Source organism: Roseovarius sp. THAF27 (assembly GCF_009363655.1).
GTDB lineage: Bacteria > Pseudomonadota > Alphaproteobacteria > Rhodobacterales > Rhodobacteraceae > Roseovarius.
The window spans coordinates 1,658,450-1,682,468 of sequence record NZ_CP045393.1; the positions used below are offsets into that span (position 1 = coordinate 1,658,450).

Genomic DNA, 24,019 nt, shown 5'->3' on the forward strand with positions numbered 1-24,019 from the left:
GAAACGGAGAAGGCCGGTGGTTGCCGCCAAGTCGGGACCGGAGCCTTCTTGCCAATACAGGATACCGAGCATGCAAGATCCCCTTAACGCCTCTTACCCCGTGCTGCCGCTGCGCGATATCGTGGTGTTCCCGCACATGATCGTGCCGCTTTTCGTGGGACGCGAGAAATCCGTCCGGGCGCTGGAAGAGGTGATGCAGGACGACAAGCAGATTCTGCTGTCGAGCCAGATCGACCCGGGCGAGGACGACCCGAATTCGGACGGCATTTACACGGCCGGCGTGCTGGCCAACGTGCTGCAACTGCTGAAACTGCCCGACGGCACCGTGAAGGTGCTGGTCGAGGGCGTGGCGCGGGTGCAGATCACCGAGTACCTTGAGAACGAGAATTTCTTCGAGGCGCGGGCCGAGTACCTGGCCGAGATGCCGGGCGACGCCGCGACGATCGAGGCGCTGCTGCGGACCGTTTCGGACGAGTTCGCGCGCTATGCCAAGGTCAAGAAGAACATCCCCGAAGAGGCGCTGGCCGCCGTGACCGAGGCCGACGATGCCGCCAAGCTGGCCGACCTCGTTTCGGGGCACCTGGGCATTGAGGTGGCGCAAAAGCAGGAACTCTTGGAGACGCTGAGCGTCAGCGAGCGTCTGGAGAAGGTCTATGGCTTGATGCAGGGCGAGATGAGCGTGTTGCAGGTCGAGAAGAAGATCAAGACGCGCGTGAAGTCCCAGATGGAGCGCACGCAGCGCGAATATTACCTGAATGAGCAGATGAAGGCCATTCAGAAGGAGTTGGGCGATGGCGAGGACGGCGAAGGCGAGATTGCCGAGTTGGAAGAGCGCATCGAGAACACCAAGCTCAGCAAGGAAGCCCGCGAGAAGGCCGAGGGCGAGCTGAAGAAGCTCAAGAACATGAGCCCGATGAGTGCCGAGGCGACGGTCGTGCGCAACTATTTGGACTGGATGCTGTCGATTCCGTGGGGCACGAAATCCCGCGTGAAGAAGGATCTGAGCCGGGCGCAGGACGTGCTGGACCACGACCACTATGGCCTTGAGAAGGTCAAGGAGCGGATCGTCGAGTACCTCGCGGTGCAACAACGCTCGAAAAAGCTGAAAGGCCCGATCATGTGCCTTGTCGGCCCGCCGGGCGTGGGCAAGACCAGCTTGGGCAAATCCGTCGCCAAGGCGACGGGCCGCGAGTTCATCCGCATCAGCCTGGGCGGCGTGCGCGACGAGTCCGAGATCCGCGGTCACCGCCGGACCTATATCGGCTCGATGCCGGGCAAGATCATACAGTCGCTGAAGAAGGCGAAGACGACCAACCCGCTGATCCTGCTCGACGAGATCGACAAGATGGGTCAGGATTTCCGGGGCGACCCGGCGTCGGCCATGCTGGAGGTTCTGGACCCCGAGCAGAACGGGACGTTCGTGGACCACTACCTTGAGGTCGAGTACGACCTGTCGAACGTGATGTTCCTGACCACGGCGAACTCCTACAACATGCCGGGGCCGCTGCTGGACCGGATGGAGATCATTCCGCTGGCCGGCTACACCGAGGACGAAAAGCGCGAGATCGCCAAGCAGCACCTTCTGGCCAAGCAGATCAAGAACCACGGTCTGAAGCAGAAGGAGTTCAGCCTGGACGACTCTGCGCTGACGGCGATCATCCGGCATTACACCCGCGAGGCGGGCGTGCGGAACCTCGAACGCGAGATCAGCAAGGTCTGCCGCAAGGCGCTGACCAAGATCATCAAGAAAGAGGCCGAGCGCGTCGACGTGACCGGCGACAATATCGACGAGTTCCTGGGCGTGAAGAAGTTCCGCTATGGGCTTGCCGAGGAGAAGGACCAGGTGGGTGTCGTCACCGGGCTGGCCTATACGTCGGTGGGCGGCGAATTGCTGAACATCGAGGCGCTGCGCCTGCCGGGCAAGGGCCGGATGAAGACCACCGGCAAGCTGGGCGACGTGATGAAGGAATCGATCGATGCGGCCTCAAGCTATGTCCGGTCGATCAGTCCGCAGATCGGGGTGAAACCGCCGCGGTTCGAGAACTGGGACATCCACGTGCACGTGCCCGAGGGCGCCACGCCCAAGGATGGCCCCAGCGCGGGCCTGGCGATGGTGACGTCGATCGTGTCGGTGCTGACCGGGATCCCGGTGCGCAAGGACATCGCCATGACAGGCGAGGTCACGCTGCGCGGCAATGCGCTGGCCATCGGCGGGCTGAAGGAGAAGCTGCTGGCGGCCCTGCGCGGCGGGATCAAGACGGTTCTGATCCCGCAGGAAAACGAGAAGGACCTGACCGAAATCCCCGACAACGTGAAGGAGGGGCTGGAGATCATCCCGGTCGAACATGTCAGCGATGTGTTGCGGCTGGCGCTGGTCAAGGCGCCCGAGCCAGTCGAATGGGACGAAGCCGCCGAGGAGGCGGCTGCCGCCGAGGCCGCGCGAAAGTCGCGGGATGACGGGGCAGGGGCGGTGACCCACTAGGCCGGCCCAACCGTTCAGTGAAAAGAGAAAGGCGCCCCGGTCGGGCGCCTTTTTTCATCCGGGCAGATTTATTCAAGGCCGCCTGCCGCAGGCCGCGCAGGCGCAGCCGCCGGATGGCCGGCCGGTCGGTTCGGGGGCCCGATTGCGCGGTTTCGCAGTCTAGAACGCGCCGCCGGCCGCCGCGAAGAGGAAGACGTAAAACAACGTCAGCATCAGCGCATCGACCTTGGCCGTGGAATCTTCGACGGCGGCATCCGCGATAACCTGCTGATCGAGCACGGGGTCTGACAAGTTTCCGGCAAGGCCAGGTTCGATGAAAAGCAGCGAGGCGACAGCGGCGGCGACAATAACTTTCTTCATTGCGTGATCCCCAGTGATAATTGGCGACAGTTTATGCGGCCCGGTTGCCGGCACGTCAACTCGGCGGTGGTATTCCGTTCCAAATCCGGTATCGTGTGTCAAAAGTGCAAATATTAGAGGCCCAAAATGGCATCGCGCAGTACGACAAGCCCGAAATCCAAGGCCGCGGCCACGGCGCCCGCCGCCCCGGCCAAGGCGGATCTGGACGTGGTCACGGAGACGACCGCGGCGGAGATCGTTTCGACCGAACTCAAGAAGCAGGAGCTGCTTCAGCTGGTGGCGGACCGTGCCGATCTGAACAAGAACAAGGTGAAGCCGGTGGTCGAGGCCATGCTGGAAGTACTGGGCGAGGCGTTGGCCGAAGGGCGCGAACTGAACCTCAAGCCGCTGGGCAAGGTGAAGATCAACCGCCAGAAAGAGGTCGGCAACGCGCGGGTCACCGTGGCGAAGATCCGGCAATCGAAGGACGACGACACCAGCGGCAACGGCTAGGTTTGCCTGGATCCGCCTGCAGGGTGAAATTCCCTGCGCGGATCATGCGGCTTTGCTATTGCACCGATCTCGAAGGGGCGCTAAACAGCGGCTCCGGCGGGCGATTAGCTCAGTGGTAGAGCGCTTCGTTCACATCGAAGATGTCAGAAGTTCGAATCTTCTATCGCCCACCATTTCCCACTCTATACGTTCAGCATCCGCCAGAGCCCGTAGCCGATGACCAGCAGGGTCACGACGACCACGGCGGGCCAGCTCCAGCCTGGCCAGTGCGGCGGGAAGCGTTGGCGCAGGATCTGAAGCGACGTTGCCATGAACCAGGCGAGGGTGAGGCCGAGAAGCATGAAGAATGCGATGATCCGGGCATTGCCCTGACCGTGCGTGCCCAGCCCCAGGACGTCGAGATAATGCGCGCCCCACAGGATTATGAGGGCTGCCGCCACCGCCAGGGCGGCCAGCAGGGCGGGCCGGCCATGGGGCAGGAGGGCCAGCACCAGAAAGAGCGCCGCCGGGAGTGCGAATGCAAGAAGAGTGAGGGCCATGCTCGTGCGCAGTCTTTTTCTTCGTTGCCGACGACCTTAGGCACGGGCACAGGCGTTCTGAATAGATTTCGGCAGGCCCGTGTGCATTTTCGACCGGCCTGTTGCGGGAAAGTTCGACCGCGCAGTCGGCGGGGCGGTCGGGTGCGAAGCATCTTGCAAGGCCAGTGCGGTGTTGCTAGAGGAGCGCAACGAGGGGCGGTTAGCTCAGTTGGTAGAGCGCTTCGTTTACACCGAAGATGCCGGGGGTTCGAGTCCCTCACCGCCCACCATTCCCCCTAATGGAAACAGGCTGACAGACGCGCGCTTTCCGATGTCGAAACACGTGCCGGGGGTTGTTTCGCTTAGAGAAACATTCCGTTTTTGAGGATCGGAGTCATTCCAACCTGCATTCCACGCTGTTAACCATGTTTGCGGATGCCGGTGGGCCGACGGTTGCCACGGCAAGGCTCGATGCAGGGGAAGCAGGAGCACATGCAGAATTCACTGGACCTGATCAAGGTCGGCGGGGCCTGCGTCTCGGGCCTGGCGCGCAACGGGTACGCTATCGAGACGGTGTCGGATTTCGAGGCCGTGGAACAGCTGGTGCGGGAGCATGGCAAGACCAGCGTCACCGCGAAACTGTCGGCGCATTACAACGATTTCACCGAAGAGTCCGGCTTCTGGCTGGTGCTGCGCGAGGGCGAGACCTTCGTGGCCGCGGTGGCGACGCGGTTCGACAATGTCGGACGCGAGAACATGGGCGACTACATGCGCCGGACGATGCGCCGGCATTATCCGCACCCGTCCGGCGACACCTTGCTGGACTTCACCACGGCGCTACCGCCGGGGTTTCACGGGCGCATGGCCTATATCGGAGAGCTTTTCGTCGCCCCGGGGCAGCGGGGGTCGCGGCAGCGCCTGCGGCAGCTGATGTTGCTGCTGCATTGCTGTATCGCCACGAAATGGCCGGTGGACTGGACCTATGCGATGATGCGAGACCGGGACGTGATGGCGGGTTTCGCAACCACGTATGGATTCACCGTGCAGGTGCCGGGCGTGGCGAGATGGGCCGATCCGGCGCCTGCGGGGCGGGGCGACAGCGAATGGCTGGTGGCGCTGTCGTCGGAGCACCTGTCGCACATGATGGCGTATTACGCCGGCTCACTCGAGAGCTTGTGAGTAGTTCAGCACGTACTTGTTGCCTTCGCCATCACGCACCGGCAGCAAAAGCCGCTTGTAGGTGAAGCGCAGCGGAAAGCTGTGGCCGGGCAGCATGACGTCGATTTCCTCGATCGTCAGCTTGGGTTCGCCGCGCGTGGCCTCGACATGGGCCAGCCGGACGCTTTCGCACAGCTTGTCATCGAAGGTGGTGAAGAGATAGCGCAGGTGCTCGGCCGTCTGGATGCCGAAGCTTTGCGCGGCAAGGCTCTGGTGGCCGATCTTGTAGGGTTCGGGCAGGCGCGAGTGCTCGTCCGGCGCAAGGTAGAGATCGACATGTTCGCTGAGCGTGTCGAAATTGGTCAGAACGCCCCCCTGCTGGTGCCACCAGGTCAGCACGTCGTCCAGAAGGGGGCGGGCGCCGCGTTGCGACAGCTTGCGATGCGCCTCGCGGGTGACGGAGGTCAGGATCCGCTCGGCCTGGGCCGTGACGATGCGGTTGTCGATCTCGCCGCCGGCCAGGGTGATCTGGTCGTTGAGACCGGCGATCTGGTTCGGCGTGATGCCGAGGGCGGAGCAGATCTTGACCACGCTGGAATAGCCCGGGTCACTTTTCGAGGACAGGAGGTTGGAAATATAACGCTCGCCCTGTCCGATCTCGAGAGACAGGCCTTTGTAATCGTAGGACGAGCCCTTGATGTAGGTCTTCAGGCGATCATGGAAATCCAGCACGAGATACCAATCCTGTTTTACGGATCACGAGTCATTTATAAGAGGTCTATTGCAGTAACGTCAAATAGCGATTGACACTTCGCCAGTAAAGTATTTAGCCCCAACGCTTGGCACCTGTGCACCTGAATCCAAAGAAAAACACTGTTTCCGAAGACTGACGCAACGTCACGAAACGCTTGAAAACCTGCGTCGGAGCGGGTGTGGAAAAACCTGTCGATTTGACGCGGTGAACGCTTGACGGGACGGGCCGCGCCGCCTAAACACCCTCTCACGCTCGGGGCATGGCTTCGGGTTTGCAGCGGGCGGTTGTAGCTCAGTTGGTTAGAGTACCGGCCTGTCACGCCGGGGGTCGCGGGTTCGAGCCCCGTCAACCGCGCCACCGCTGCAAAACATTACGACCTTCGCGCGGTTGTAGCTCAGTTGGTTAGAGTACCGGCCTGTCACGCCGGGGGTCGCGGGTTCGAGCCCCGTCAACCGCGCCACGTCATCCCCTACATTCAGTCGAAGAACCGGCGCAGCGCCGCGATGGTCGCCTCGGGCGCCGTGTCGATGAAGAAATGGCCGCCTTCGACCGTACCGGAGCGCATGTCGGCGCATTTCGGCTCCCACGTGGCCGGCACGTCATAGTGGCGGGCCATCGCCCCGTCGCGACCGTAGAGGATCAGCGTGGGGCAGGCGATGCGGGCGTCGAGATCGGCGGCATCGTCGGTGACGTCATGGGCAATGGCGGCGCGGTAATCGTTGCACATGCCGCGAATGGTGTCGCGGTTGCGCCAGCTGCGCTGGTAGGTGGCCAGTTGATCCGGGGCGAAATCATCGAGGGCGGCGGAGCCCCAGCCGGTGAGGCAGGACTGGTAATAGGCGTCCGGGTCGGCAGCGATCATGTCCTCGATCAGGGCGCCGGGCTGGGCAAGGAAGAACCAGTGGTAATAGGTCTGCGCCACGTCCATCCGCAATTCGGTCAGAAGGGTGTGCGTGGGGACGATATCCATCAGGCATAGCGAGGTCACGGCGTCGGGCGCGTCGAGCGCGAGCCGGTGCGCCACGCGCGCCCCGCGATCATGGCCTGCGACGGCGAAGCGGTCGTGGCCAAGGTGGGACATCAGCGCCAGTTGGTCGCGGGCCATTTCGCGAAAGCTGTAGGCGGCGACATCCCGGGGTTTTCCGCTGTCGCCATAGCCGCGCAGGTCGGGGCAGACCACGGTGTGCGTCTCGGCCAGTGCCGGGGCCACGTGGGCCCAGAGCGCGCGGGTCTGCGGGAAACCGTGCAAGAGCAGCAGCGGCGGGCCGGAGCCGCCGATGCTGTAGGCGATCCGGGTGCCGTTGAGTTGCGCGGTCGCGTGGCGAAAGCCGGGGATGGGCACGGGTTAGCGCGACAGCCGGTCGAGCACGCGCGCCCAGCTGCGGGTGCCCTTGTGAAAGCTCTCGACGTTGTATTTCTCGTTGGGCGAATGGATCGCGTCGTCTTCCTGGGCAAAGCCGATCAGCATGGAATCGAGCGACAGGATTTCCTTGAAGAAGCCGGCGATGGGGATCGAGCCGCCCATCGCATTAAAGACCGCCTCGCGGTTCCATTCATCGGACAACGCCTGGCGGGCGGCCTCGAATTCGGGGCGGTCGATGTTCATCTTCGCCGCCGGCGAGCCGTCGAGATCGTCGTTCCAGGTGACGCGGGCGTCGGGCGACAGGCGGTCCTCGACATGCTTGCGAATGTTCTCGCGCAGGGCGTCGGGGTCCATGTCATCGACCAGCCGGCAGGTCAGCTTGCAATGCGCCTCGGCGGGGATCACCGTCTTGGTGCCAGCGCCCTGGTAGCCGCCCCAGAGACCGTTGATTTCCAGCGTGGGCCGAGCCCATTGCTGGACGAGCGTGCTGTAGCCTTCCTCGCCATGCGCCTGGGTGAAGCCGACCGAGGACAGGTATTCCTTTTCGTCGAAGCCGCAGCTTTCCCATTGGCGCAGAAGCTCGGCGGGAACCTCTTGCACGCCGTCGTAGAAGCCGTCGACGGCAACGCGCCCGGTGTCGTCGTGGAACGAGGCGATGAGGCGCGAGATTTCCCGCAGCGGATTCAGGGCCGGGCCGCCGTAATGCCCCGAGTGCAGGTCGATGCGGGGGCCGTGGATGGTGAATTCGTCCTTCATCATGCCGCGCAGCTGTGACGCGATGGAGGGCACGCCGGGGGCGACCATCGAGGTATCGCAGATCAGCGCGAGATCGGCCTGAAGCTCTTGGGCGTTTTCCTTCATGAAGGGGATGAGAGAGGGCGAGCCCGATTCCTCTTCGCCCTCGAAGAAGAAGGTGATGCGGCAGGGCATTTCGCCGGTGACGTGTTTATAGGCGCGGCAGGCCTCAACGAAGGTCATGAGCTGGCCCTTGTCGTCCGAGGCGCCGCGGCCGCGGATGACCTTGCCTGCGTCGGTGTCCTGGATCTGCGGATCGAAGGGGTCGGTCTTCCACAGCTCAAGCGGGTCGACGGGTTGGACGTCGTAATGGCCATAGAACAGGAGGTGCGGGCCGGTGCCGCCCTTGGGTCCGTCGGCGTGGCCCACCACCATGGGGTGGCCGGTGGTGGGGCGCTTCTCGGCCTTGATGCCCAGGCTTTGCAGGTCGGCGACCAGCCAGTCGGCGGCGTCCTCGGTGGGCTGCTTGAAGGCCGGATCGGTGGAAATGGAAGGGATGCGCAGGAGATCCGTCAGGCGGTCCATCGCGTCGGGCAACTGGTCGTCGATACGGGTGAGGATGGCGTCGAGGGACATGCGCGAACTCCGGTCTGAAGGAAATGTTGGCCGGACCCTACCACCGCGCGCCGGACTGTCCAGCGGGATCGGGGCGCGAGCCCCTTGCGCCTGCGACCAAAGGAGGGGCCGGGCGCGGTTGTCACGGGGGCAGGGGCGTGGCAATTTGTAACCTGTTGCGCGCCAAGCCTTAAAACTATATCCGGCGCAACAAGGGCGAAGCTGGCCGCCTCCGCGCCGCGCCTCGTCAGACTGCCAGGAGGAGATCCGCGTGGATTACACTGCCAAGCTCGATATCGCCTTGAACCGACTTCACGAGGAAGGGCGGTACCGCACCTTCATCGATATCGAGCGGACGAATGGCCAGTACCCGCACGCGACTTGGAAGCGGCCCGACGGGGGCGAGCAGCCGATCACCGTCTGGTGCGGCAACGACTATCTCGGGATGGGGCAGCACCCTGTCGTCCTGGCGGCGATGCACGAGGCGCTCGATGCCACCGGCGCAGGGTCGGGCGGCACGCGCAACATCTCGGGCACGACGGTCTATCACAAGCGGCTGGAGGCCGAACTGGCGGACCTGCACGGCAAGGAAGCGGCGCTGCTGTTCACCTCGGCCTATATCGCCAACGATGCCACGCTATCGACGCTGCCGAAGCTGTTTCCCGGGCTGATCATCTATTCGGACTCGCTGAACCACGCCTCGATGATCGAGGGCATTCGCCGCAACGGCGGGTCCAAGCGGATTTTCCGGCACAACGACCTGGACCATCTGCGCGAGATGATGGCGGCGGACGATCCCGCGGCGCCGAAGCTGATCGCCTTCGAATCGATCTATTCGATGGATGGCGATTTCGGCCCGATCGAGGCGGTCTGCGACATTGCGGACGAGTTCGGCGCGCTGACCTACCTGGACGAGGTGCACGCGGTGGGCATGTACGGACCCCGCGGCGGCGGCGTGGCCGAACGCGACCGGCTGACCCACCGGATCGACATCATCAACGGCACGCTGGCCAAGGCGTTCGGCGTGATGGGCGGCTATATCGCCGCGAGCGAGAAAATGTGCGATGCGGTAAGGTCTTATGCGCCGGGCTTCATCTTTACCACGTCGCTGCCGCCGGCCGTCGCCGCCGGTGCGGCCGCGTCGGTTGCGCATCTCAAGCACGATCAGGACCTGCGCGACCGGCACCAGACCCAGGCCGGTATCCTGAAGCTGCGGTTGAAGGGGCTGGGCCTGCCGATCATCGACCACGGCACGCATATCGTGCCGGTGATCGTGGGCGATCCGGTGCACACCAAGAAACTGTCGGACATGCTGCTGGAGCGCTACGGCATCTACGTGCAGCCGATCAATTTCCCGACCGTGCCGCGCGGCACCGAGCGGCTGCGCTTTACCCCCTCGCCGGTGCATGGCCCGCGCGAGATGGACCATCTGGTTAACGCGATGGATGAACTCTGGAGTCATTGCGCGCTGAATCGTGCCGAACTGTCAGCATAATTTCGTCACAGGTGCATTGTTTCTTGCGCTATGCTAAGAGTGCATAAAGAAAAAGGGCATCGCGCGAATCGGACAGACCCGGATGAAGGGTTTCGCGCGGCGGGATAAACGCAGGCACGAAGTTAGAGGGCAGAACCTGATGATAGGGTTCCGATCCAAGCGATATACTGGGGAACCGGACGTCGAGCCGCGTGGTTTCGACGCGTTTGAGTTGCGCTTGGGCGACCTTATGCGCGGTGAGCGAGCGACTTTGGGCAAATCCCTTCTGGATGTTGAACGCGAGCTTCGCATCAAGGCCTCCTACATCGCCGCCATCGAGAATTGCGATCCCGATGCGTTCGACACGCCGGGCTTCATCCCCGGCTATGTGCGGTCCTACGCGCGCTATCTGAACATGGATCCCGACCGGGCCTTTGCCGGCTTCTGCGCGGAAAGCGGGTTCTCCATCGCGCATGGCATGTCGGCCGAGGCCAGCAGTATCCGCCGCCCCGACGCGATGCCGATGCGGCGCAAGGCCCGCAGCGAAGATCCCATCGCCTTGCCGAAGACACCGTTCGTGCCGGCCACTGAATCGTTTCTGGCCCGGATCGAGCCGGGCGCGATCGGGTCGGCGATGGTGCTGACATTGCTGATCGGCGGCCTGGGCTATGGCGCGTGGAGCATCCTGAACGAGGTGCAACGCGTGCAGTTCGCCCCGGTCGAGAACACACCTGCGGTCCTGAGCGACCTCGATCCGCTGGACGGCGCCGTCGCACCGGCCCAGAGCGACGGCGAGACGCGCGAGAACGATCCCGCGACGACGGCGTCGGTGTTCGACGCCCCGCGCGACGAGCGGCTGGACCGGCTGTACCGGCCCGAGGCGCTGGATGTGCCCGTAATGGTCGCGCGCGACGCGCCGATTTCCACGCTGAACCCTGCCGATGTGGGGGCGTTCAGCGGCACGCTGCCGGAGGCGGACCGGACCTCGCCCGATTACGCGACGGCCACGGCCGGTGCCGCGCAGATCGCCGATGCGCCCCGGACGGGCCAGACGGGCCGGACCGGCGAAGAGCGCCAGGGGCCACAGGTTCTGGCCGAGCAGCCCGCCGGCGTGAAGATGGTGGCCGTCCGTCCCGCGTGGGTTCGGGTGCAGGCACCCGATGGCAGTGTCATCTACGAGACGATCATGAACGCGGGCGACACCTGGGACGTGCCGGTGATGGAAGATGCGCCGACGATCCGGATCGGGGAAAGCGGCGCGATCTATTTCGCCGTGAACGGCGTGCACCATGGCCCGGCCGGGCAGCGCGGGCAGGTGACCTCTGGCCTGCCGCTGGATTCGAAGATGCTGGCCGATGCGCTGCCAGTGGCGAACCTGGACTCCGACCAGGACCTTTCGCGCTACGTGGCCGAACTCGAAGCGCGGGCCGAGACACCGCCGACACAGGACTGATCCGCGCCTGAAGGGCCGGACCCTTAATTCGCGATCCTTTCATTGTCATAGCCGCGCTGCATCCTTACCTTGGACGCAGGATTGAAACTTGTCTGGACCTGTACTGATGTCGCTGAACCACATCCGCCCGTGGCGTAATATCTATCGCCGGGAAAGCCGCCAGATCATGGTGGGCAACGTGCCGGTGGGCGGCGGCGCCCCGATCAGCGTGCAGACCATGACCAACACGGCGACGACCGACGTCAAGGGCACGGTCGCGCAGGTGCAGGCCGCCGCCGATGCGGGGGCGGATATCGTGCGGGTCTCGGTGCCGGACGAGGACAGCGCCCGCGCCCTGAAGGAGATCGTGCGCGAAAGCCCGGTGCCGATCGTGGCGGATATCCATTTCCACTACAAGCGCGGGATCGAGGCCGCCGAGGCGGGCGCGGCCTGCCTGCGGATCAACCCGGGCAATATCGGCAGCCAGGACCGGGTGCGCGAAGTGATCAGGGCCGCGCGCGACCACGGCTGTTCCATGCGGATCGGCGTGAATGCCGGGAGCCTGGAAAAGCACCTGCTGGACAAGTACGGCGAGCCCACGCCCGAGGCCATGGTGGAATCCGGGCTCGATCATATCAAGGTGCTGGAAGACAACGACTTTCACGAGTTCAAGATCAGCTGCAAGGCGTCCGACGTGTTCATGGCCGCCGCAGCCTACCAGGCCCTGGCCGAAGCAACGGACGCACCCATACACCTTGGCATCACCGAGGCGGGCGGGCTGACCTCGGGCACGATCAAGAGCGCCATCGGGTTGGGCAACCTGCTGTGGATGGGGATCGGCGACACGATCCGCGTCAGCCTGTCCGCCGACCCGGTCGAAGAGATCAAGGTCGGCTACGAGATCCTGAAATCGCTGGGCCTGCGCCACCGGGGCGTGAACATCATTTCCTGCCCCAGCTGCGCGCGGCAGGGATTCGACGTGATCAAGACGGTCGAGGCGCTGGAGGAACGGCTGGAGCATATCAAGACGCCGATGAGCCTGAGCATCATCGGATGCGTGGTCAACGGGCCGGGCGAGGCACTGATGACCGACGTGGGCTTTACCGGCGGCGGCGCGGGCAGCGGCATGGTCTATCTTGCCGGCAAGGCCAGCCACAAGATGTCGAACGATCAGATGATCGAGCACATCGTCGAGGAGGTCGAGAAAAAGGCCGCCGAGATCGAGGCGGCCGGGGAGGGAGCGCAAGCCGCGGAATGATGTCCGGTCAATGGCTTGCGCGGTGATCTTCGCGCGTATCATATGCGCGTTTCACTGCGTTTCGCGATATTCCGTGAGGCTGGTTGGCCCGGAAACGCCCTGATCAACCTTCGTTGCGGATCTCGTCGGCGATCATTTCCATTTCTTCCTGCGGGACGTAGCCGCGCAGCATCTGATTTTCCATCACGAAGGAGGGCGTGCCCGAGATCTGAAGGGCGCGGCCGAGCGCGTGGTTTTCCTCGATCACGGTGGTGACCTCTTCGCTGCCCATCGCGGCGATGATGTCGTCCACGGGCAGGTCCAGCGGTTCGGCCATCCGGCGCAGCGCCGGTTCGGTGATGTCGCCGGAATAGGCCATGAGAGCCTCGCTGACGGCATGGTAGGCGTCGTCGCCGGCGACTTGCTGCGTGGCGATGGCAAAGCGCGACGCGGTGACCGATTGCTCGCCCAGGATCGGGAATTCCTTGACGATGAAGCGGATGTTGCCGTCTTCCTTCAGCAGGTTCGTCACCTCGGGATGGGCGCGTTTGCAGTAGCCGCAGCGATAATCGAGGAATTCGACCAGGGTGATGTCGCCGTCGGGATTGCCGCCGACCCAGGAATGGCCGTCATCGAAGAGCGCGTCTGCATTGGCGGCCACGAGATCCTTGTCGCTCTGCGCCTGGGCGTCGGCCTCGCGCTGTTCCAGCACGGCGACGGCTTCCATGATGACCTCCGGGTTCTCCATCAGGTAGGCGCGGACCTCGTCACGGAAGGCGGCGCGTTCGGCATCGGTCATGGCATCGAGGTCGAGCGCCTGTGCGGGCAGGGCAAGGCCCAGGGCGAGGGCGGTCGCGGTAACGAGGGGACGGGTCATCCGGGCTCTCCTTTGCGGATTACGTGGCGTGTTTGGGGCTTCGCGTGGATGGCGTCAAGCCGTGGCGGGCCAGGTGCATTGACGTGCGTCCGTTTTCCCTGTGAAACCCGGGTGTGGCGGCAATGTAGGGATATAAGGATGCGAAACTCAACCCGTTCGGAGGTCGATCCCTTTATCGTGATGGACGTGATGGAAGCCGCGCGGCGCGCCGAGGCGGACGGCCGGCACATCATCCACATGGAGGTGGGTCAGCCGGGCACCCCCGCGCCCGAGGGCGCAAGGGCGGCGCTGGCGCGGGCCATGCAGGACGATCCGATGGGCTATACCGTGGCGCTGGGGCTGCCGGCTCTGCGCGCGCGGATCGCGCGGCTGTATGGCGAGTGGTACGGCATCGACCTGTCGCCGGAGCGGGTGGTGATCACGCCGGGCTCGTCCGGGGCGTTCATCCTGGCCTTCACGGCGCTTTTCGATACCGGGGCGCGCGTCGGCATCGGCGCGCCGGGCTATCCCAGTTATCGCCAGATCCTGAAGGCGCTGGACCTCTGCCCGGTGGACATCGAGACCACCCCCGGGCACCGCTATCAGCCCGTGCCGGGAGATGTGGCGGCGCACAAGCTGGACGGCCTGCTGGTGGCCAGCCCGGCGAACCCGACGGGGACGATGCTGGACAGGGACGCGCTGGCGGCGCTGATGGGGGCGGCGCAAGAGGCCGGTGCGGGGTTCATCAGCGACGAGATCTATCACGGCATCGAGTATGACACCCGCGCGGTCACCGCGCTGGAGGTCAGCGACGAGGCCTACGTGATCAACTCGTTCTCCAAGTATTTCAGCATGACGGGCTGGCGCGTGGGCTGGATGGTGGCGCCCGAGACACATGTGCGCCGGATCGAGCGGCTGGCGCAGAACCTGTTCATCTGCCCGCCGCATGCCAGCCAGGTGGCGGCGCTGGCGGCGATGGAGTGCGGGCCGGAGTTGCAGGCCAACATGGACGTCTACCGCGCCAACCGGGCGCTGATGCTGGAGGGCCTGCCGAAGGCCGGGTTCGACCGGATCGCGCCGCCCGATGGTGCGTTCTACGTCTATGCCGATGTCAGCCAGCTGACCGATGACAGCCGGGCCTTTGCCGCCGAGATCCTGGAGCGGGCCGGGGTGGCGGTGACGCCGGGGCTGGATTTCGACCCGGTGCGCGGTGGCGGCACGCTGCGGTTTTCCTATGCGAGGTCGACGGCGGATATCGAGGATGGCCTGGGGCGGCTGGCGGCCTTCATGGCGACGCGGTGATCCGGGTGTGCGCCTGCGGCGCGCAGGTTTCGGGAGAGGAGGGGCGCTGCCCCTCCGGCCGAAACCGGGTTTCGGCCTCCTCCCCGGGATATTTCCGGCCAGGGGAAAAGCGGGCTGTGGGAATCGGTCGTGCTGGTGTAGACTGGCGACAACCAAGACCGAAAAGCGGCTGAGCAGTATGATCCGGGTGTTTCTGGCAATGATGATGTGCCTTTGGGCCGTGGCGGCGGCGGCGCAGTCCTCTTTCGGCGGGCTGGCGCGGGTCGACATGGACGGCTCGCGGCTGTCGGATACGCGGCAGGGCCTGGTGCTGGAACTGGCGCTGAGCCAGGGCGTGCCGTGGCGGGTGTTCACGCTGGACGCGCCGGAGCGCCTGGTGGTGGATTTCCGCGAGGTGGACTGGCGCGGTGTGGACGCGGCCCTGCTGGACATGGCCGAACGGGCGCGGGAGGTGCGCATGGGCAGTTTCCGGCCCGGCTGGTCGCGCATGGTGATCACGCTGGCCGGGCCGTACGCGGTGCGGGCCGCGGACATGGCGCTTGAGCAGGAGACGGGCGCGGCGCTCTTGTCGATCGAATTGACGGAAGTGACCGAAGCCGCCTTCGCCGCGGCCTCGGGGGCGCCGAAGGTGCCGGGCTGGGACAGGCAGGATCCGTCGCCCGGCAAAGCCGCGCGCGCGGCGGATCCGGGCCTGTTCACGGTGGTGATCGACCCCGGGCATGGCGGCATCGATCCGGGCGCGGAGAAGGACGGCCTGTCGGAAAAGGACCTGATGCTGGCCTTCGCGCGCGAGTTGAAGGACGTGCTGTTGCGGCAGGCGGATGTCAAGGTGGTGCTGACCCGCGAGGATGACAGTTTCGTCTCGCTGGAGCGGAGGGTGGCGATTGCCCACCAGGTCGGGGCGGGGCTGTTCATTTCGCTGCACGCGGATGCGCTGATCGAGGGGCGGGCGCATGGCGCGACGGTCTATACGCTGTCGGACAGCGCGTCGGACCGCGCCTCGGCGGCGCTGGCCGAGCGGCATGACCGCGCCGACCTGTTGGCCGGGATCGACCTGACGGGATCGGATGACGTGGTGGCCGACGTTCTGATGGACCTGGCGCGGATGGAGACGCAGCCCCGGGCCGAACAGCTGGCAAAGGCGATCCAGATGAGCATAAGGGAGAACGGGTTGCCGCTCAATTCGCGCCCCATGCGGATGGCAGGGTTCTCGGTGCTGAAATCGCCCGATATTCCGTCGGTCCTGCTGGAAGTGGGGTTTCTGAGTTCGGACCGGGACCGTGCCAACATCGCAGACGCGGAATGGCGCGCCCGGATGGCGCAGGCGGTCAGCGACGCCGTCCGGGCCTGGCGCCAGGCCGATGCGGCCAACGCGGAACTGGTGCGGCAATGAGGCGCCGACGGCCCGGGCGCACCGGAATGTGTTTTGACGGCGCATCGCGCGGCGCCTATAGGAAGGCGATCTTGAAAGGACCCGTATCTTGCTGAGACCCATCACCACATTCCTGGGCACGATCTTCAGTCTCGTGACGCTTGTCGTCGTGGTGATCGCGCTGTCGATCGGGGCGGTGTTTCACATTTACGGCAAGGACCTTCCGAGCCACGAAAGCCTGGCGAATTACACGCCGCCGACGATCAGCCGAATCTATTCCGGCGAGGGGCGGATCATCGACGAGTTCAGCCGCGAACGGCGGCTGTTCACGCCCGCCGAGGACATTCCCGACCTGGTGAAGCAGGCCTTCATCTCGGCCGAGGACAAGAATTTCTACAGCCATGGCGGCTATGACGCGCGCGGGATCGCCGCGGCGGTGGTCGAGGCGGTGCGCTCGCGCGGGCAGAACGTGCGCGGGGCGTCGACCATCACGCAGCAGGTGATGAAGAACTTCCTGCTGTCGGGCGACCGGCGGATCGAGCGCAAGATCAAGGAGATCATCCTGGCGACGCGGATCGAGGAGACGCTGAGCAAGGAGGACATTCTCGAGCTTTACATGAACGAGATCTTCCTCGGCCAGAATTCCTATGGCGTGACGGCGGCGGCGCAGACCTATTTCAACAAGCCCCTGCGAGAGCTTGCGCCGCACGAGGCGGCGTTCCTGGCGTCGATGCCCAAGGCACCGTCGGATTATCATCCGGTGCGCGAGAGAGAGCGGCTGATGAAGCGGCGCAACTTCGTGCTGAAGGAAATGTACGAGAACGGGTATATTGACGAGGCCAGTTACGAGACCGAGGTGGTGATGCCGCTCCGGTCGGTTCAGAACGGCGATTTCGAGCCGTTTTCGGCACAGTTGCCGCCCCGCGATTATTTCACCGACGAGATCCGCCGCCAGTTGAGCCAGGATTTCGGGGAAGGCGAGTTTTTCTCGGGCGGGCTGGCGGTGCGCGCCACGATCGACCGGGAATTGCAGAATATCGCGGCCGAAGCCCTACGCGAACAGCTCGAGACCTATGACCGGGGCACAGGCCGCTGGCGCGGCACTGGCAAGACGCTGCCGGCAGAGGCGCTGGAAAGCGAAGAGGCGTGGCGCGCGGCGCTGGCCGAAACGCGGGTTGCGCGCGACATCGAGCTTGATGGAACGTGGTACCCCGCCGTGATCCTGGAGATCGGAGACCAGCAGATGCGTCTGGGCATCGAGGGTGTCGAGGAGACCGAGGCCGAGCCCCACGTGGTACCGCGCGACGATATTGCCTGGCTGCCCGGAAACTTCCAGGAGACGTTCGAGCGGGGCGAGGTCGTCCATGTGCGGCGCATGACCGCCGACAGCGATGGCAGCTTTATTCGCTGGACCTTGCGGCAGGTGCCGCAGGTGCAGGGCGGGTTCGTGGCGATGGACGTCAACACCGGCCGCGTGCTGGCGATGCAGGGCGGGTTTTCCTATCAGCACTCGGTCTTCAACCGCGCCACGCAGGCCAAGCGCCAGCCGGGGTCGAGCTTCAAGCCGTTCGTCTACGCCTCCGCGCTGGACAGCGGCTATACGCCCGCGACGATCGTCGTGGACGCGCCGATCGAGATCAATACGCCGCAGGGATTGTGGCGGCCCAAGAACTCGTCGAACAAGTTCTATGGGCCCACGCCGCTGCGGACCGGCATCGAGCAGTCGCGGAACCTGATGACGGTCCGCCTGGCCGAAGAGGTCGGCATGGAGACGGTGGCGAGCTATGCCGAGAAATTCGGCGTCTACGACAACATGAAGCCGTTCCTGGCCAACGCATTGGGGTCCGAGGAGACTACGCTGTACAAGATGGTGGCGGCCTATTCGATGTTCGCCAATGGCGGCGAGCGGGTGCAGCCGACACTGGTGGACCGGGTGCAGGACCGCTATGGCCGCACGGTGTATCGCCATGACGCGCGGGATTGCACCGATTGCGGCGATCCGGGTATCCCGCGGTCGCGCAGCCCTCGCATCGTGTCCAACCGCGAGCGGGTCATGGACCCGGTGACGGCCTATCAGTTGACGTCGATGATGAAAGGCGTGGTCGACCGGGGGACGGCCCGCGGTGCGATCAACCTTCCGGTGCCGATTGCCGGCAAGACCGGCACCACCAACGACGCGCGCGACGTGTGGTTCGTGGGCTTTTCGTCCACGATCGCGGCGGGCTGTTACATCGGCTATGACCAGCCGCGCGGCATGGGGCGGAGCGCTTATGGCTCGTCGATGTGCGGCCCGGTCTTCCAGGCGTTCATGGAGAAGGCGATCCAGAAATACGGCGGCTCGGAGTTCAAGGTCCCCGAGGGCTGCGATTTCATCAACATCGACCGTTATACCGGCTCGCGCCTGCCCGACGGCGCGTCTGGCGCCAACGTCGTGTCGGAATGCTTCCGCGAGGGCGAAGACCCGCTGTTCGGGATCATGTTCGACGGCGGCTACGCGATGGGCGGCGATTTCGACCTGTTCCAGGCGGGCGAGACCGAGCAGGTGCGCGAGGTCACGACCTCGACCGGGAACAAGGCGCAGGTGGGTCAGAAATCCAGCTTCGGCAACATGAGCTCGGGCGGGCTTTATTGAGGGGCCGTCCTGCTGGGTCGCGGCGGTGCGCATGATCTTGTCCGCGGCGAAGGGCCTTGATATCACCAAGCCCTGAGCAGACCCAAGGACATCGCCACAATGCGCGCCGAGATACAGACACTTGTTGCCGAGATAGAGACCTCGCTGAAGCTTTTGCGCCAGCGCATGGGGTGGGAGACCGCGCAGCACCGGCTGGAAGAGTTCAATGCCCGCGTCGAGGACCCCAACCTGTGGGATGACCCGACCAAGGCACAGGCGCTGATGCGCGAGCGGCAGGCGCTGGTGGATGCGGTCGAGACGCACGATTCGATCAAGGCGGAGCTTGAGGACCAGACCGGCCTGATCGAGCTTGGCGAGATGGAAGACGACAACGAGGTCGTGGCCGAGGCCGAGGAGGCGCTGCGGCGGTTGGCCAAGAAGGCGGCCGCGAAAGAGCTGGAGGCGCTGCTGAATGGTGAGGCCGACAGCAACGACACGTTTCTGGAAATCAACGCGGGCGCGGGCGGCACGGAAAGCTGCGACTGGGCCAACATGCTGGCGCGGATGTATGTCCGCTGGGCCGAGCAGCACGGCTATTCGGTCGAGCTGCAATCCGAGACGCCGGGCGACGAGGCCGGGATCAAGTCGGCGGCCTACAAGATCAGCGGGCACAACGCCTATGGCTGGCTGAAATCGGAATCGGGCGTGCACCGGCTGGTGCGGATCTCGCCCTACGATTCGGCGGCCAAGCGGCACACCTCGTTCAGTTCCGTCTGGGTCTATCCGGTGGTGGACGACAATATCGAGATCGAGGTCAATCCCAACGATATCCGCATCGACACCTATCGCAGTTCGGGCGCGGGCGGGCAGCACGTGAACAAGACCGACTCGGCGGTGCGGATCACCCACCATCCCACGGGCATCGTCGTGACCAGCTCGGAAAAATCGCAGCACCAGAACCGCGATATTGCCATGAAGGCGCTAAAATCGCGGCTGTACCAGCTGGAGCTGGACAAGCGGAACGCCGACATCAACGCCGCGCACGAGGCCAAGGGCGACGCGGGCTGGGGCAACCAGATCCGGTCTTACGTGTTGCAGCCCTACCAGATGGTTAAGGACCTGCGCACCGGGCACGAGACCAGCGATACCAAGGGCGTGCTGGACGGCGACCTGGACCCATTCATGGCCGCCACGCTGGCGCTGGACGTGTCGGGCAAGTCGCGGGCCGAGGCGCAGGGCGAGGATGTCTAGGGCGATTGCCGCAGCGGGCCTCGTGATGATGCTGGCCGCTGGTGGCGCTTGGGCCGATGACGCCTCGGTGCGGGCCTACCTGTCGGAAAATGGCTGCGCCGTCGGGCCGCAGTCACGCATGGCGCAGGAAATGCCGACGCCGGAGTTTCACGCCACTTTGACAACCTATGCCGAGGCGGCGCTGGCGCGGGGCGAGGCGGAGAGGCACGGCGACTGGATCGTGCTTGGACCCGGGATCTGCACCATTCAGCCGCCGAAGATCGACACCCGCTACGACATCGCCTCGCCGGTGGTTCAGCGCGGGATCGGGGCGGTCGACGCCCATGCGGAGTTCGAGGAATACGGCTGTTTCATCGTGGGCGAGGACATGCAGCAGGCGCTTGTGCAGCAGGACGGCCTCACCCGCGACGCGGCCGCGGCCGCCTATTACAGGATCATCGCGGAGGGCGTGCGGTTGGGCCGTGTCAGCTTTTTCTCCGACGATCCGCTGCGCACGCCGATGGGGTTTCAGGTGCTGACGGGCGCCTGTGCGGATGTGCCGAGAATCGACGCCATCCGGCGCAGCCAGGCGCTGATGCTGGAGCATTTCGACACGCTGGTGCGCGACAATGCCAGCCGCGTGACGTGTGACGCCAACGTGGCGCCGGTCACCGTCGAGGTGGGGCAGACCCTGGCGGATGTCACGGACGGTGAAGTGGTCAATGCCTGGACGATGATGGATATGATGATGCTGGCCATCGGCGCGGGCTGGGTCGAGGGCATCAACGCAACCGAGCGTGGCACGCCGCGTCCACCGATCTGTTCCGATGTCGAGTGATCCGCTGACACTGACCGCCGCGGACCAGGCGCGCGCGATTCGGGAGGGGCGGTTGCGCGCGGCCGACCTGATGGCGGCGACACTGGACCGGATAGAGGCCGTGAACGGCCCGCTCAATGCCATCGTGTCGATGCGCGAGCGTGAGGCGTTGCTGACCGAGGCATGTGCGGCGGACAAGACCGAGGCGAAGGGCCCGCTTCACGGTCTGCCGCTCGCGGTCAAGGATCTGGCGGATGCGGCGGGCTTGCCCACCAGCCATGGCTCGCCCGCGTTTGCCGGGCAGATCGCCGCCGAAGACAGCCCGCATATCGCCCCCCTTCGCGCGGCGGGCGCGATTGTCATCGGCAAGACCAACACGCCGGAATTCGGGTTGGGCAGCCACACCTACAACCCGGTGCATGGTGTCACCTCGAACCCCTATGACCTGACGCGCAGTTGCGGCGGGTCGTCGGGCGGCGCGGCGGTCGCGCTGGCGGCGGGGATGCTGTCGATCGCGGACGGCTCGGACATGATGGGCAGCCTGCGCAACCCGGCGGGCTGGAGCAACGTCTACGGGATGCGCCCCAGCTGGGGCCTGGTGCCGGGTGGGTCGGAGGGCGATGTCTTCTTGCATCGCTTGGCCACCAACGGTCCGATGGCCCGCTGCCCCGGCGACCTTGCGTTGCAGCTGGACGTGATGTCGGTGCCGCAAAAGGGTGGCCTGCGGGGCCCGGATTTTGCGCCGGTCGGCGCTTTGCGCGGCGAGGCGGCAGGCTTGCGCGTGGCGTGGCTGGCGGATTGGAACGGCGCGCTGCCGTTCGAGGACGGTATCCTGCCCCTGTGCGAGGCGGCGCTGGATGTTCTGGGGCAGGTGGGCTGCGCCGTGGACAGCCCCGCCGCGCCATTTTCCCGCGAGGCGCTGTGGCAGTCCTGGACCGCGCTGCGCAGCTGGGCCGTCGCGGCGGACAAGTCGCCGATGTACGAGGATGAAACGCTTCGCGAGCATCTCAAGCCCGAGGCGATCTGGGAGATCGAGCAGGGCCGCGCGCTGTCGGCGCTGGACGTGCATGCGGCGAGTGTGCTGCGCTCTGACTGGCTGCGCGCTGCGGACGCGTTTTTCGAGCGGTTTGACGTCATCGCGCTGCCCACGGCGCAGGTCTGGCCGTTCGACAAGACGCTGGACTGGCCGAAGAGTGTCGCGGGGCAGGGGATGGACACCTATCACCGCTGGATGGAGGTGGTGGTGCCCGCGAGCCTGTTGGGTCTGCCCGCGGTTGCGGTGCCCGCCGGTTTCGGGCCGCAGGGCCTGCCGATGGGGCTGCAGCTGATCGGGCGGCACGGCGATGATGCACGGCTGCTGGAGCTGGCCGAGGCCTACCACCGCGCGACGCGCTGGCCCGAGACGCGGCCGCCGATCCTGTAGTGCGCCGAACTCAAATTCGGCTTTGCCGACGCGCGGGCAGGCTGTAGGCTTGGCGCCCGAGGGAGGATGCCATGGCCGAAAGGGAACAGCACGCGCGGCCGCTGGGTGTGCCGGAGCTTGGCGACGTCCGGCTGGACATGCTGGGCACGGCATTGCGCCGAGGCTGGCGGGATACGTGCCGGGCGCCCGGCTATGCGATCCTGTTCGCGGGCGTGTACGTGGTCATCGGGTGGGTCATGATCTGGGTTACGTGGGTGACGGGGCAGACATACTGGCTGGTCTTCGCAGCCGTGGGCTTTCCGCTGGTGGGACCTTTCGCGGCGGTCGGTCTTTACGAGGTCAGTCACCGGCTGGAGCAGGGAGAGCCACTTGTCGCGAGGGACATTCTGGGTGTGATCTTTGACCAGAGGCACCGGCAGCTGCCGTCGATCTGCGCCGTGGTGATCGTGGTGTTCCTGTTCTGGTTCTTCCTGGCGCATATGATCTTTGCGCTGTTCCTGGGCTATTCGACCATGACCAACGTCTCGACCTCCTACGACATCTACCTGACGCGCGAGGGGATCACGATGCTGGCCGTGGGCAGCGCCGTGGGTGCCGCCTTTGCGCTGTTGCTGTTTTCCATGACGGTGGTGGCGCTGCCGCTGCTGCTGGACCGCGAGGTGGATTTCGTGACGGCGATGATCACCAGCATCCAGACCGTGGCGAGCAATCCGGCGCCGATGCTGTGCTGGGCCGCGATCGTGTCCGTGCTGACCTTCGTGGCACTCGTTCCGGCCTTCCTGGGGTTATTCGTGGTGCTGCCGCTTTTGGGCCATGCCACGTGGCACCTCTACCGATTGATCGTGGCGGCGGCCGACGAGGGTGTCGCGGGCGAAACTGGCGGCGACCGGAACGGCGCGGCGGCGACCTGAGATCAGGTCTTTTCCTCGGTCTTGGCGCGGTCCCAGAGGGCATCCATTTCGGCCAGGTTCGAGTCCTGCGGCGTTTTTCCCTGTTCGGCCAGCAGCGCCTCGATCCGCTCGAACCGGCGGGTGAACTTGGCGTTGGCGCGGCGCAGGGCCTGTTCGGGGTCGACCTGCATGTGGCGGGCGAGGTTGGCCATGACGAACAGAAGATCGCCGAATTCTTCCTCGACCTCGTCGGGGCCAAGCGTGTCGGCGGCCTCTTGCAGTTCCTGCGCTTCTTCGGTGATCTTGTCCAGGACGTGCGAGGCATCGGGCCAGTCGAAGCCCACGCGAGCCGCGCGTTTCTGGAGTTTCACCGCGCGCATGAGGGCGGGAAGGCCGACCGCCACGCCATCGAGCACACCGGTCTGGGCCTTGGCCGCCCGCTCGGCCGCCTTGACGGTTTCCCAGTCGAGCGTCTGCTGCTCGGCGGACTTGTCGCGGCTCTCGTCGCCAAAGACATGCGGGTGGCGGGCGACCATTTTGTCGGCGATGCCATTGGCGACGTCGTCAAAGTCGAACAGTCCCTTGTCGTCGGCGATCTGGGCGTGGAACACGGCCTGCAACAAGAGGTCCCCCAGCTCGTCGCGAAGCTCGGACCACTGGCCGCGTTCGATGGCGTCGGCGACTTCGTAGGCTTCCTCGATGGTGTAGGGGGCGATGGTGCCGAAATCCTGTTCGACGTCCCACGGGCAGCCGGTGTCGGGATCGCGCAGCGCCCGCATGATCGCGCGCAGCCGGGGCATCCCGCCCTTGGGGTCATGGATCAGGTCATCGGGCATTGCACCCTCCTTGGTTCTGGCGTTGAGTGGACCCTGACCGCAGAGCAAAGAGGAGTCCAGAC

General features: G+C 65.2%; 20 protein-coding genes and 4 tRNA genes. 17 read left to right on the forward strand and 7 right to left on the reverse strand.

Annotated elements, in window-relative coordinates:
• The first annotated feature begins 70 nt into the window (after positions 1–70).
• Entirely contained in the window at positions 71–2,482 is a 2,412-nt protein-coding gene (gene lon / locus FIU89_RS08310; RefSeq protein ID WP_152492166.1) for an endopeptidase La, read from the forward strand.
• A 159-nt stretch (positions 2,483–2,641) separates the two neighbouring features.
• On the opposite strand, the gene FIU89_RS08315 is transcribed toward lon, so the two are convergent.
• Positions 2,642–2,842 (reverse strand): hypothetical protein, encoded by a 201-nt coding sequence (locus FIU89_RS08315; RefSeq protein ID WP_152495785.1) that lies wholly within the window; start codon positions 2,840–2,842, stop codon positions 2,642–2,644.
• A gap of 126 nt (positions 2,843–2,968) precedes the next feature.
• On the opposite strand from FIU89_RS08315, the gene FIU89_RS08320 reads away from it, so the two are divergent.
• Positions 2,969–3,334 (forward strand): HU family DNA-binding protein, encoded by a 366-nt coding sequence (locus FIU89_RS08320; protein ID WP_152492168.1) that lies wholly within the window; start codon positions 2,969–2,971, stop codon positions 3,332–3,334.
• A 98-nt stretch (positions 3,335–3,432) separates the two neighbouring features.
• Positions 3,433–3,507, forward strand: a tRNA-Val gene (locus FIU89_RS08325).
• Positions 3,508–3,516: 9 nt separating this feature from the next.
• Here FIU89_RS08325 and FIU89_RS08330 read toward each other — a convergent pair.
• Positions 3,517–3,873, reverse strand: a complete 357-nt coding sequence (locus FIU89_RS08330; protein WP_152492169.1) for a hypothetical protein — start codon at positions 3,871–3,873, stop codon at positions 3,517–3,519.
• A gap of 193 nt (positions 3,874–4,066) precedes the next feature.
• Between FIU89_RS08330 and FIU89_RS08335 the strand changes: the two genes are divergently transcribed.
• Positions 4,067–4,142, forward strand: a tRNA-Val gene (locus FIU89_RS08335).
• A gap of 202 nt (positions 4,143–4,344) precedes the next feature.
• Positions 4,345–5,031 (forward strand): hypothetical protein, encoded by a 687-nt coding sequence (locus tag FIU89_RS08340; protein ID WP_152492170.1) that lies wholly within the window; start codon positions 4,345–4,347, stop codon positions 5,029–5,031.
• On the opposite strand, the gene FIU89_RS08345 is transcribed toward FIU89_RS08340, so the two are convergent.
• Positions 5,014–5,742: a helix-turn-helix transcriptional regulator gene (locus tag FIU89_RS08345; RefSeq protein WP_152492171.1), complete on the reverse strand. Its 729-nt coding sequence runs from the start codon at positions 5,740–5,742 to the stop codon at positions 5,014–5,016. The genes FIU89_RS08340 and FIU89_RS08345 overlap by 18 nt on opposite strands.
• A gap of 302 nt (positions 5,743–6,044) precedes the next feature.
• Between FIU89_RS08345 and FIU89_RS08350 the strand changes: the two genes are divergently transcribed.
• Positions 6,045–6,121: transfer RNA gene (locus tag FIU89_RS08350), tRNA-Asp, on the forward strand.
• Between the two features lie 26 nt (positions 6,122–6,147).
• Positions 6,148–6,224, forward strand: a tRNA-Asp gene (locus tag FIU89_RS08355).
• A gap of 15 nt (positions 6,225–6,239) precedes the next feature.
• On the opposite strand, the gene FIU89_RS08360 is transcribed toward FIU89_RS08355, so the two are convergent.
• Together FIU89_RS08360 and FIU89_RS08365 are read right to left on the reverse strand one after the other, a co-directional pair.
• Entirely contained in the window at positions 6,240–7,106 is an 867-nt protein-coding gene (locus tag FIU89_RS08360) for an alpha/beta fold hydrolase (protein ID WP_152492172.1), read from the reverse strand.
• Positions 7,107–7,109: 3 nt separating this feature from the next.
• Positions 7,110–8,498, reverse strand: coding sequence for a dipeptidase (locus FIU89_RS08365; protein WP_152492173.1), 1,389 nt, complete (start codon positions 8,496–8,498; stop codon positions 7,110–7,112).
• A 250-nt stretch (positions 8,499–8,748) separates the two neighbouring features.
• On the opposite strand from FIU89_RS08365, the gene hemA reads away from it, so the two are divergent.
• The 3 genes from hemA to ispG all read left to right on the forward strand — a co-directional run bounded on the left by hemA (position 8,749) and on the right by ispG (position 12,641).
• On the forward strand, positions 8,749–9,972 hold the full coding sequence (gene hemA / locus FIU89_RS08370) for a 5-aminolevulinate synthase (RefSeq protein ID WP_152492174.1): 1,224 nt from the start codon (positions 8,749–8,751) through the stop codon (positions 9,970–9,972).
• Positions 9,973–10,111: 139 nt separating this feature from the next.
• On the forward strand, positions 10,112–11,404 hold the full coding sequence (locus FIU89_RS08375; protein WP_152492175.1) for a helix-turn-helix domain-containing protein: 1,293 nt from the start codon (positions 10,112–10,114) through the stop codon (positions 11,402–11,404).
• Positions 11,405–11,510: 106 nt separating this feature from the next.
• Positions 11,511–12,641 (forward strand): flavodoxin-dependent (E)-4-hydroxy-3-methylbut-2-enyl-diphosphate synthase, encoded by a 1,131-nt coding sequence (gene ispG / locus FIU89_RS08380; RefSeq protein WP_152494447.1) that lies wholly within the window; start codon positions 11,511–11,513, stop codon positions 12,639–12,641.
• Positions 12,642–12,744: 103 nt separating this feature from the next.
• Here the strand turns inward: ispG and FIU89_RS08385 are convergent, their stop codons facing one another.
• Entirely contained in the window at positions 12,745–13,497 is a 753-nt protein-coding gene (locus FIU89_RS08385) for a DsbA family protein (RefSeq protein WP_152492176.1), read from the reverse strand.
• Between the two features lie 138 nt (positions 13,498–13,635).
• On the opposite strand from FIU89_RS08385, the gene FIU89_RS08390 reads away from it, so the two are divergent.
• The 7 genes from FIU89_RS08390 (at position 13,636) to FIU89_RS08420 (ending at position 23,142) form a co-directional block, all read left to right on the forward strand.
• Entirely contained in the window at positions 13,636–14,778 is a 1,143-nt protein-coding gene (locus FIU89_RS08390; RefSeq protein WP_152492177.1) for a pyridoxal phosphate-dependent aminotransferase, read from the forward strand.
• A gap of 178 nt (positions 14,779–14,956) precedes the next feature.
• A complete protein-coding gene (locus FIU89_RS08395) occupies positions 14,957–16,171 on the forward strand; it encodes an N-acetylmuramoyl-L-alanine amidase (protein ID WP_152492178.1) in 1,215 nt (404 codons plus the stop codon).
• An 88-nt stretch (positions 16,172–16,259) separates the two neighbouring features.
• Positions 16,260–18,782: a penicillin-binding protein 1A gene (locus FIU89_RS08400; RefSeq protein WP_152492179.1), complete on the forward strand. Its 2,523-nt coding sequence runs from the start codon at positions 16,260–16,262 to the stop codon at positions 18,780–18,782.
• A 99-nt stretch (positions 18,783–18,881) separates the two neighbouring features.
• Positions 18,882–20,012, forward strand: a complete 1,131-nt coding sequence (prfB, locus tag FIU89_RS08405; RefSeq protein ID WP_152492180.1) for a peptide chain release factor 2 — start codon at positions 18,882–18,884, stop codon at positions 20,010–20,012.
• Entirely contained in the window at positions 20,005–20,829 is an 825-nt protein-coding gene (locus FIU89_RS08410) for a hypothetical protein (protein ID WP_152492181.1), read from the forward strand. Before prfB ends, FIU89_RS08410 begins: the two co-directional genes overlap by 8 nt.
• On the forward strand, positions 20,819–22,231 hold the full coding sequence (locus FIU89_RS08415; RefSeq protein WP_152492182.1) for an amidase: 1,413 nt from the start codon (positions 20,819–20,821) through the stop codon (positions 22,229–22,231). The genes FIU89_RS08410 and FIU89_RS08415 overlap by 11 nt, the downstream gene beginning before the upstream one ends.
• Before the next feature lie 71 nt (positions 22,232–22,302).
• Positions 22,303–23,142 (forward strand): DUF2189 domain-containing protein, encoded by an 840-nt coding sequence (locus FIU89_RS08420; protein WP_152492183.1) that lies wholly within the window; start codon positions 22,303–22,305, stop codon positions 23,140–23,142.
• Positions 23,143–23,144: 2 nt separating this feature from the next.
• Here FIU89_RS08420 and mazG read toward each other — a convergent pair whose 3' ends face one another.
• Positions 23,145–23,957, reverse strand: coding sequence for a nucleoside triphosphate pyrophosphohydrolase (mazG, locus tag FIU89_RS08425; RefSeq protein ID WP_152492184.1), 813 nt, complete (start codon positions 23,955–23,957; stop codon positions 23,145–23,147).
• Positions 23,958–24,019 lie beyond the last annotated feature (62 nt).

What these genes read in the sequence shown, in the direction of transcription:
- lon (WP_152492166.1), top strand. Translation starts at nt 71, where the DNA reads ATGCAAGATCCCCTTAACGCCTCTTACCCCGTGCTGCCGCTGCGCGAT.
- FIU89_RS08315 (WP_152495785.1), bottom strand. Translation starts at nt 2,842, where the DNA reads ATGAAGAAAGTTATTGTCGCCGCCGCTGTCGCCTCGCTGCTTTTCATC.
- FIU89_RS08320 (WP_152492168.1), top strand. Translation starts at nt 2,969, where the DNA reads ATGGCATCGCGCAGTACGACAAGCCCGAAATCCAAGGCCGCGGCCACG.
- FIU89_RS08330 (WP_152492169.1), bottom strand. Translation starts at nt 3,873, where the DNA reads ATGGCCCTCACTCTTCTTGCATTCGCACTCCCGGCGGCGCTCTTTCTG.
- FIU89_RS08340 (WP_152492170.1), top strand. Translation starts at nt 4,345, where the DNA reads ATGCAGAATTCACTGGACCTGATCAAGGTCGGCGGGGCCTGCGTCTCG.
- FIU89_RS08365 (WP_152492173.1), bottom strand. Translation starts at nt 8,498, where the DNA reads ATGTCCCTCGACGCCATCCTCACCCGTATCGACGACCAGTTGCCCGAC.
- FIU89_RS08375 (WP_152492175.1), top strand. Translation starts at nt 10,112, where the DNA reads ATGATAGGGTTCCGATCCAAGCGATATACTGGGGAACCGGACGTCGAG.
- ispG (WP_152494447.1), top strand. Translation starts at nt 11,511, where the DNA reads ATGTCGCTGAACCACATCCGCCCGTGGCGTAATATCTATCGCCGGGAA.
- FIU89_RS08385 (WP_152492176.1), bottom strand. Translation starts at nt 13,497, where the DNA reads ATGACCCGTCCCCTCGTTACCGCGACCGCCCTCGCCCTGGGCCTTGCC.
- FIU89_RS08390 (WP_152492177.1), top strand. Translation starts at nt 13,636, where the DNA reads ATGCGAAACTCAACCCGTTCGGAGGTCGATCCCTTTATCGTGATGGAC.
- FIU89_RS08395 (WP_152492178.1), top strand. Translation starts at nt 14,957, where the DNA reads ATGATCCGGGTGTTTCTGGCAATGATGATGTGCCTTTGGGCCGTGGCG.
- prfB (WP_152492180.1), top strand. Translation starts at nt 18,882, where the DNA reads ATGCGCGCCGAGATACAGACACTTGTTGCCGAGATAGAGACCTCGCTG.
- FIU89_RS08410 (WP_152492181.1), top strand. Translation starts at nt 20,005, where the DNA reads ATGTCTAGGGCGATTGCCGCAGCGGGCCTCGTGATGATGCTGGCCGCT.
- FIU89_RS08415 (WP_152492182.1), top strand. Translation starts at nt 20,819, where the DNA reads ATGTCGAGTGATCCGCTGACACTGACCGCCGCGGACCAGGCGCGCGCG.
- FIU89_RS08420 (WP_152492183.1), top strand. Translation starts at nt 22,303, where the DNA reads ATGGCCGAAAGGGAACAGCACGCGCGGCCGCTGGGTGTGCCGGAGCTT.
- mazG (WP_152492184.1), bottom strand. Translation starts at nt 23,957, where the DNA reads ATGCCCGATGACCTGATCCATGACCCCAAGGGCGGGATGCCCCGGCTG.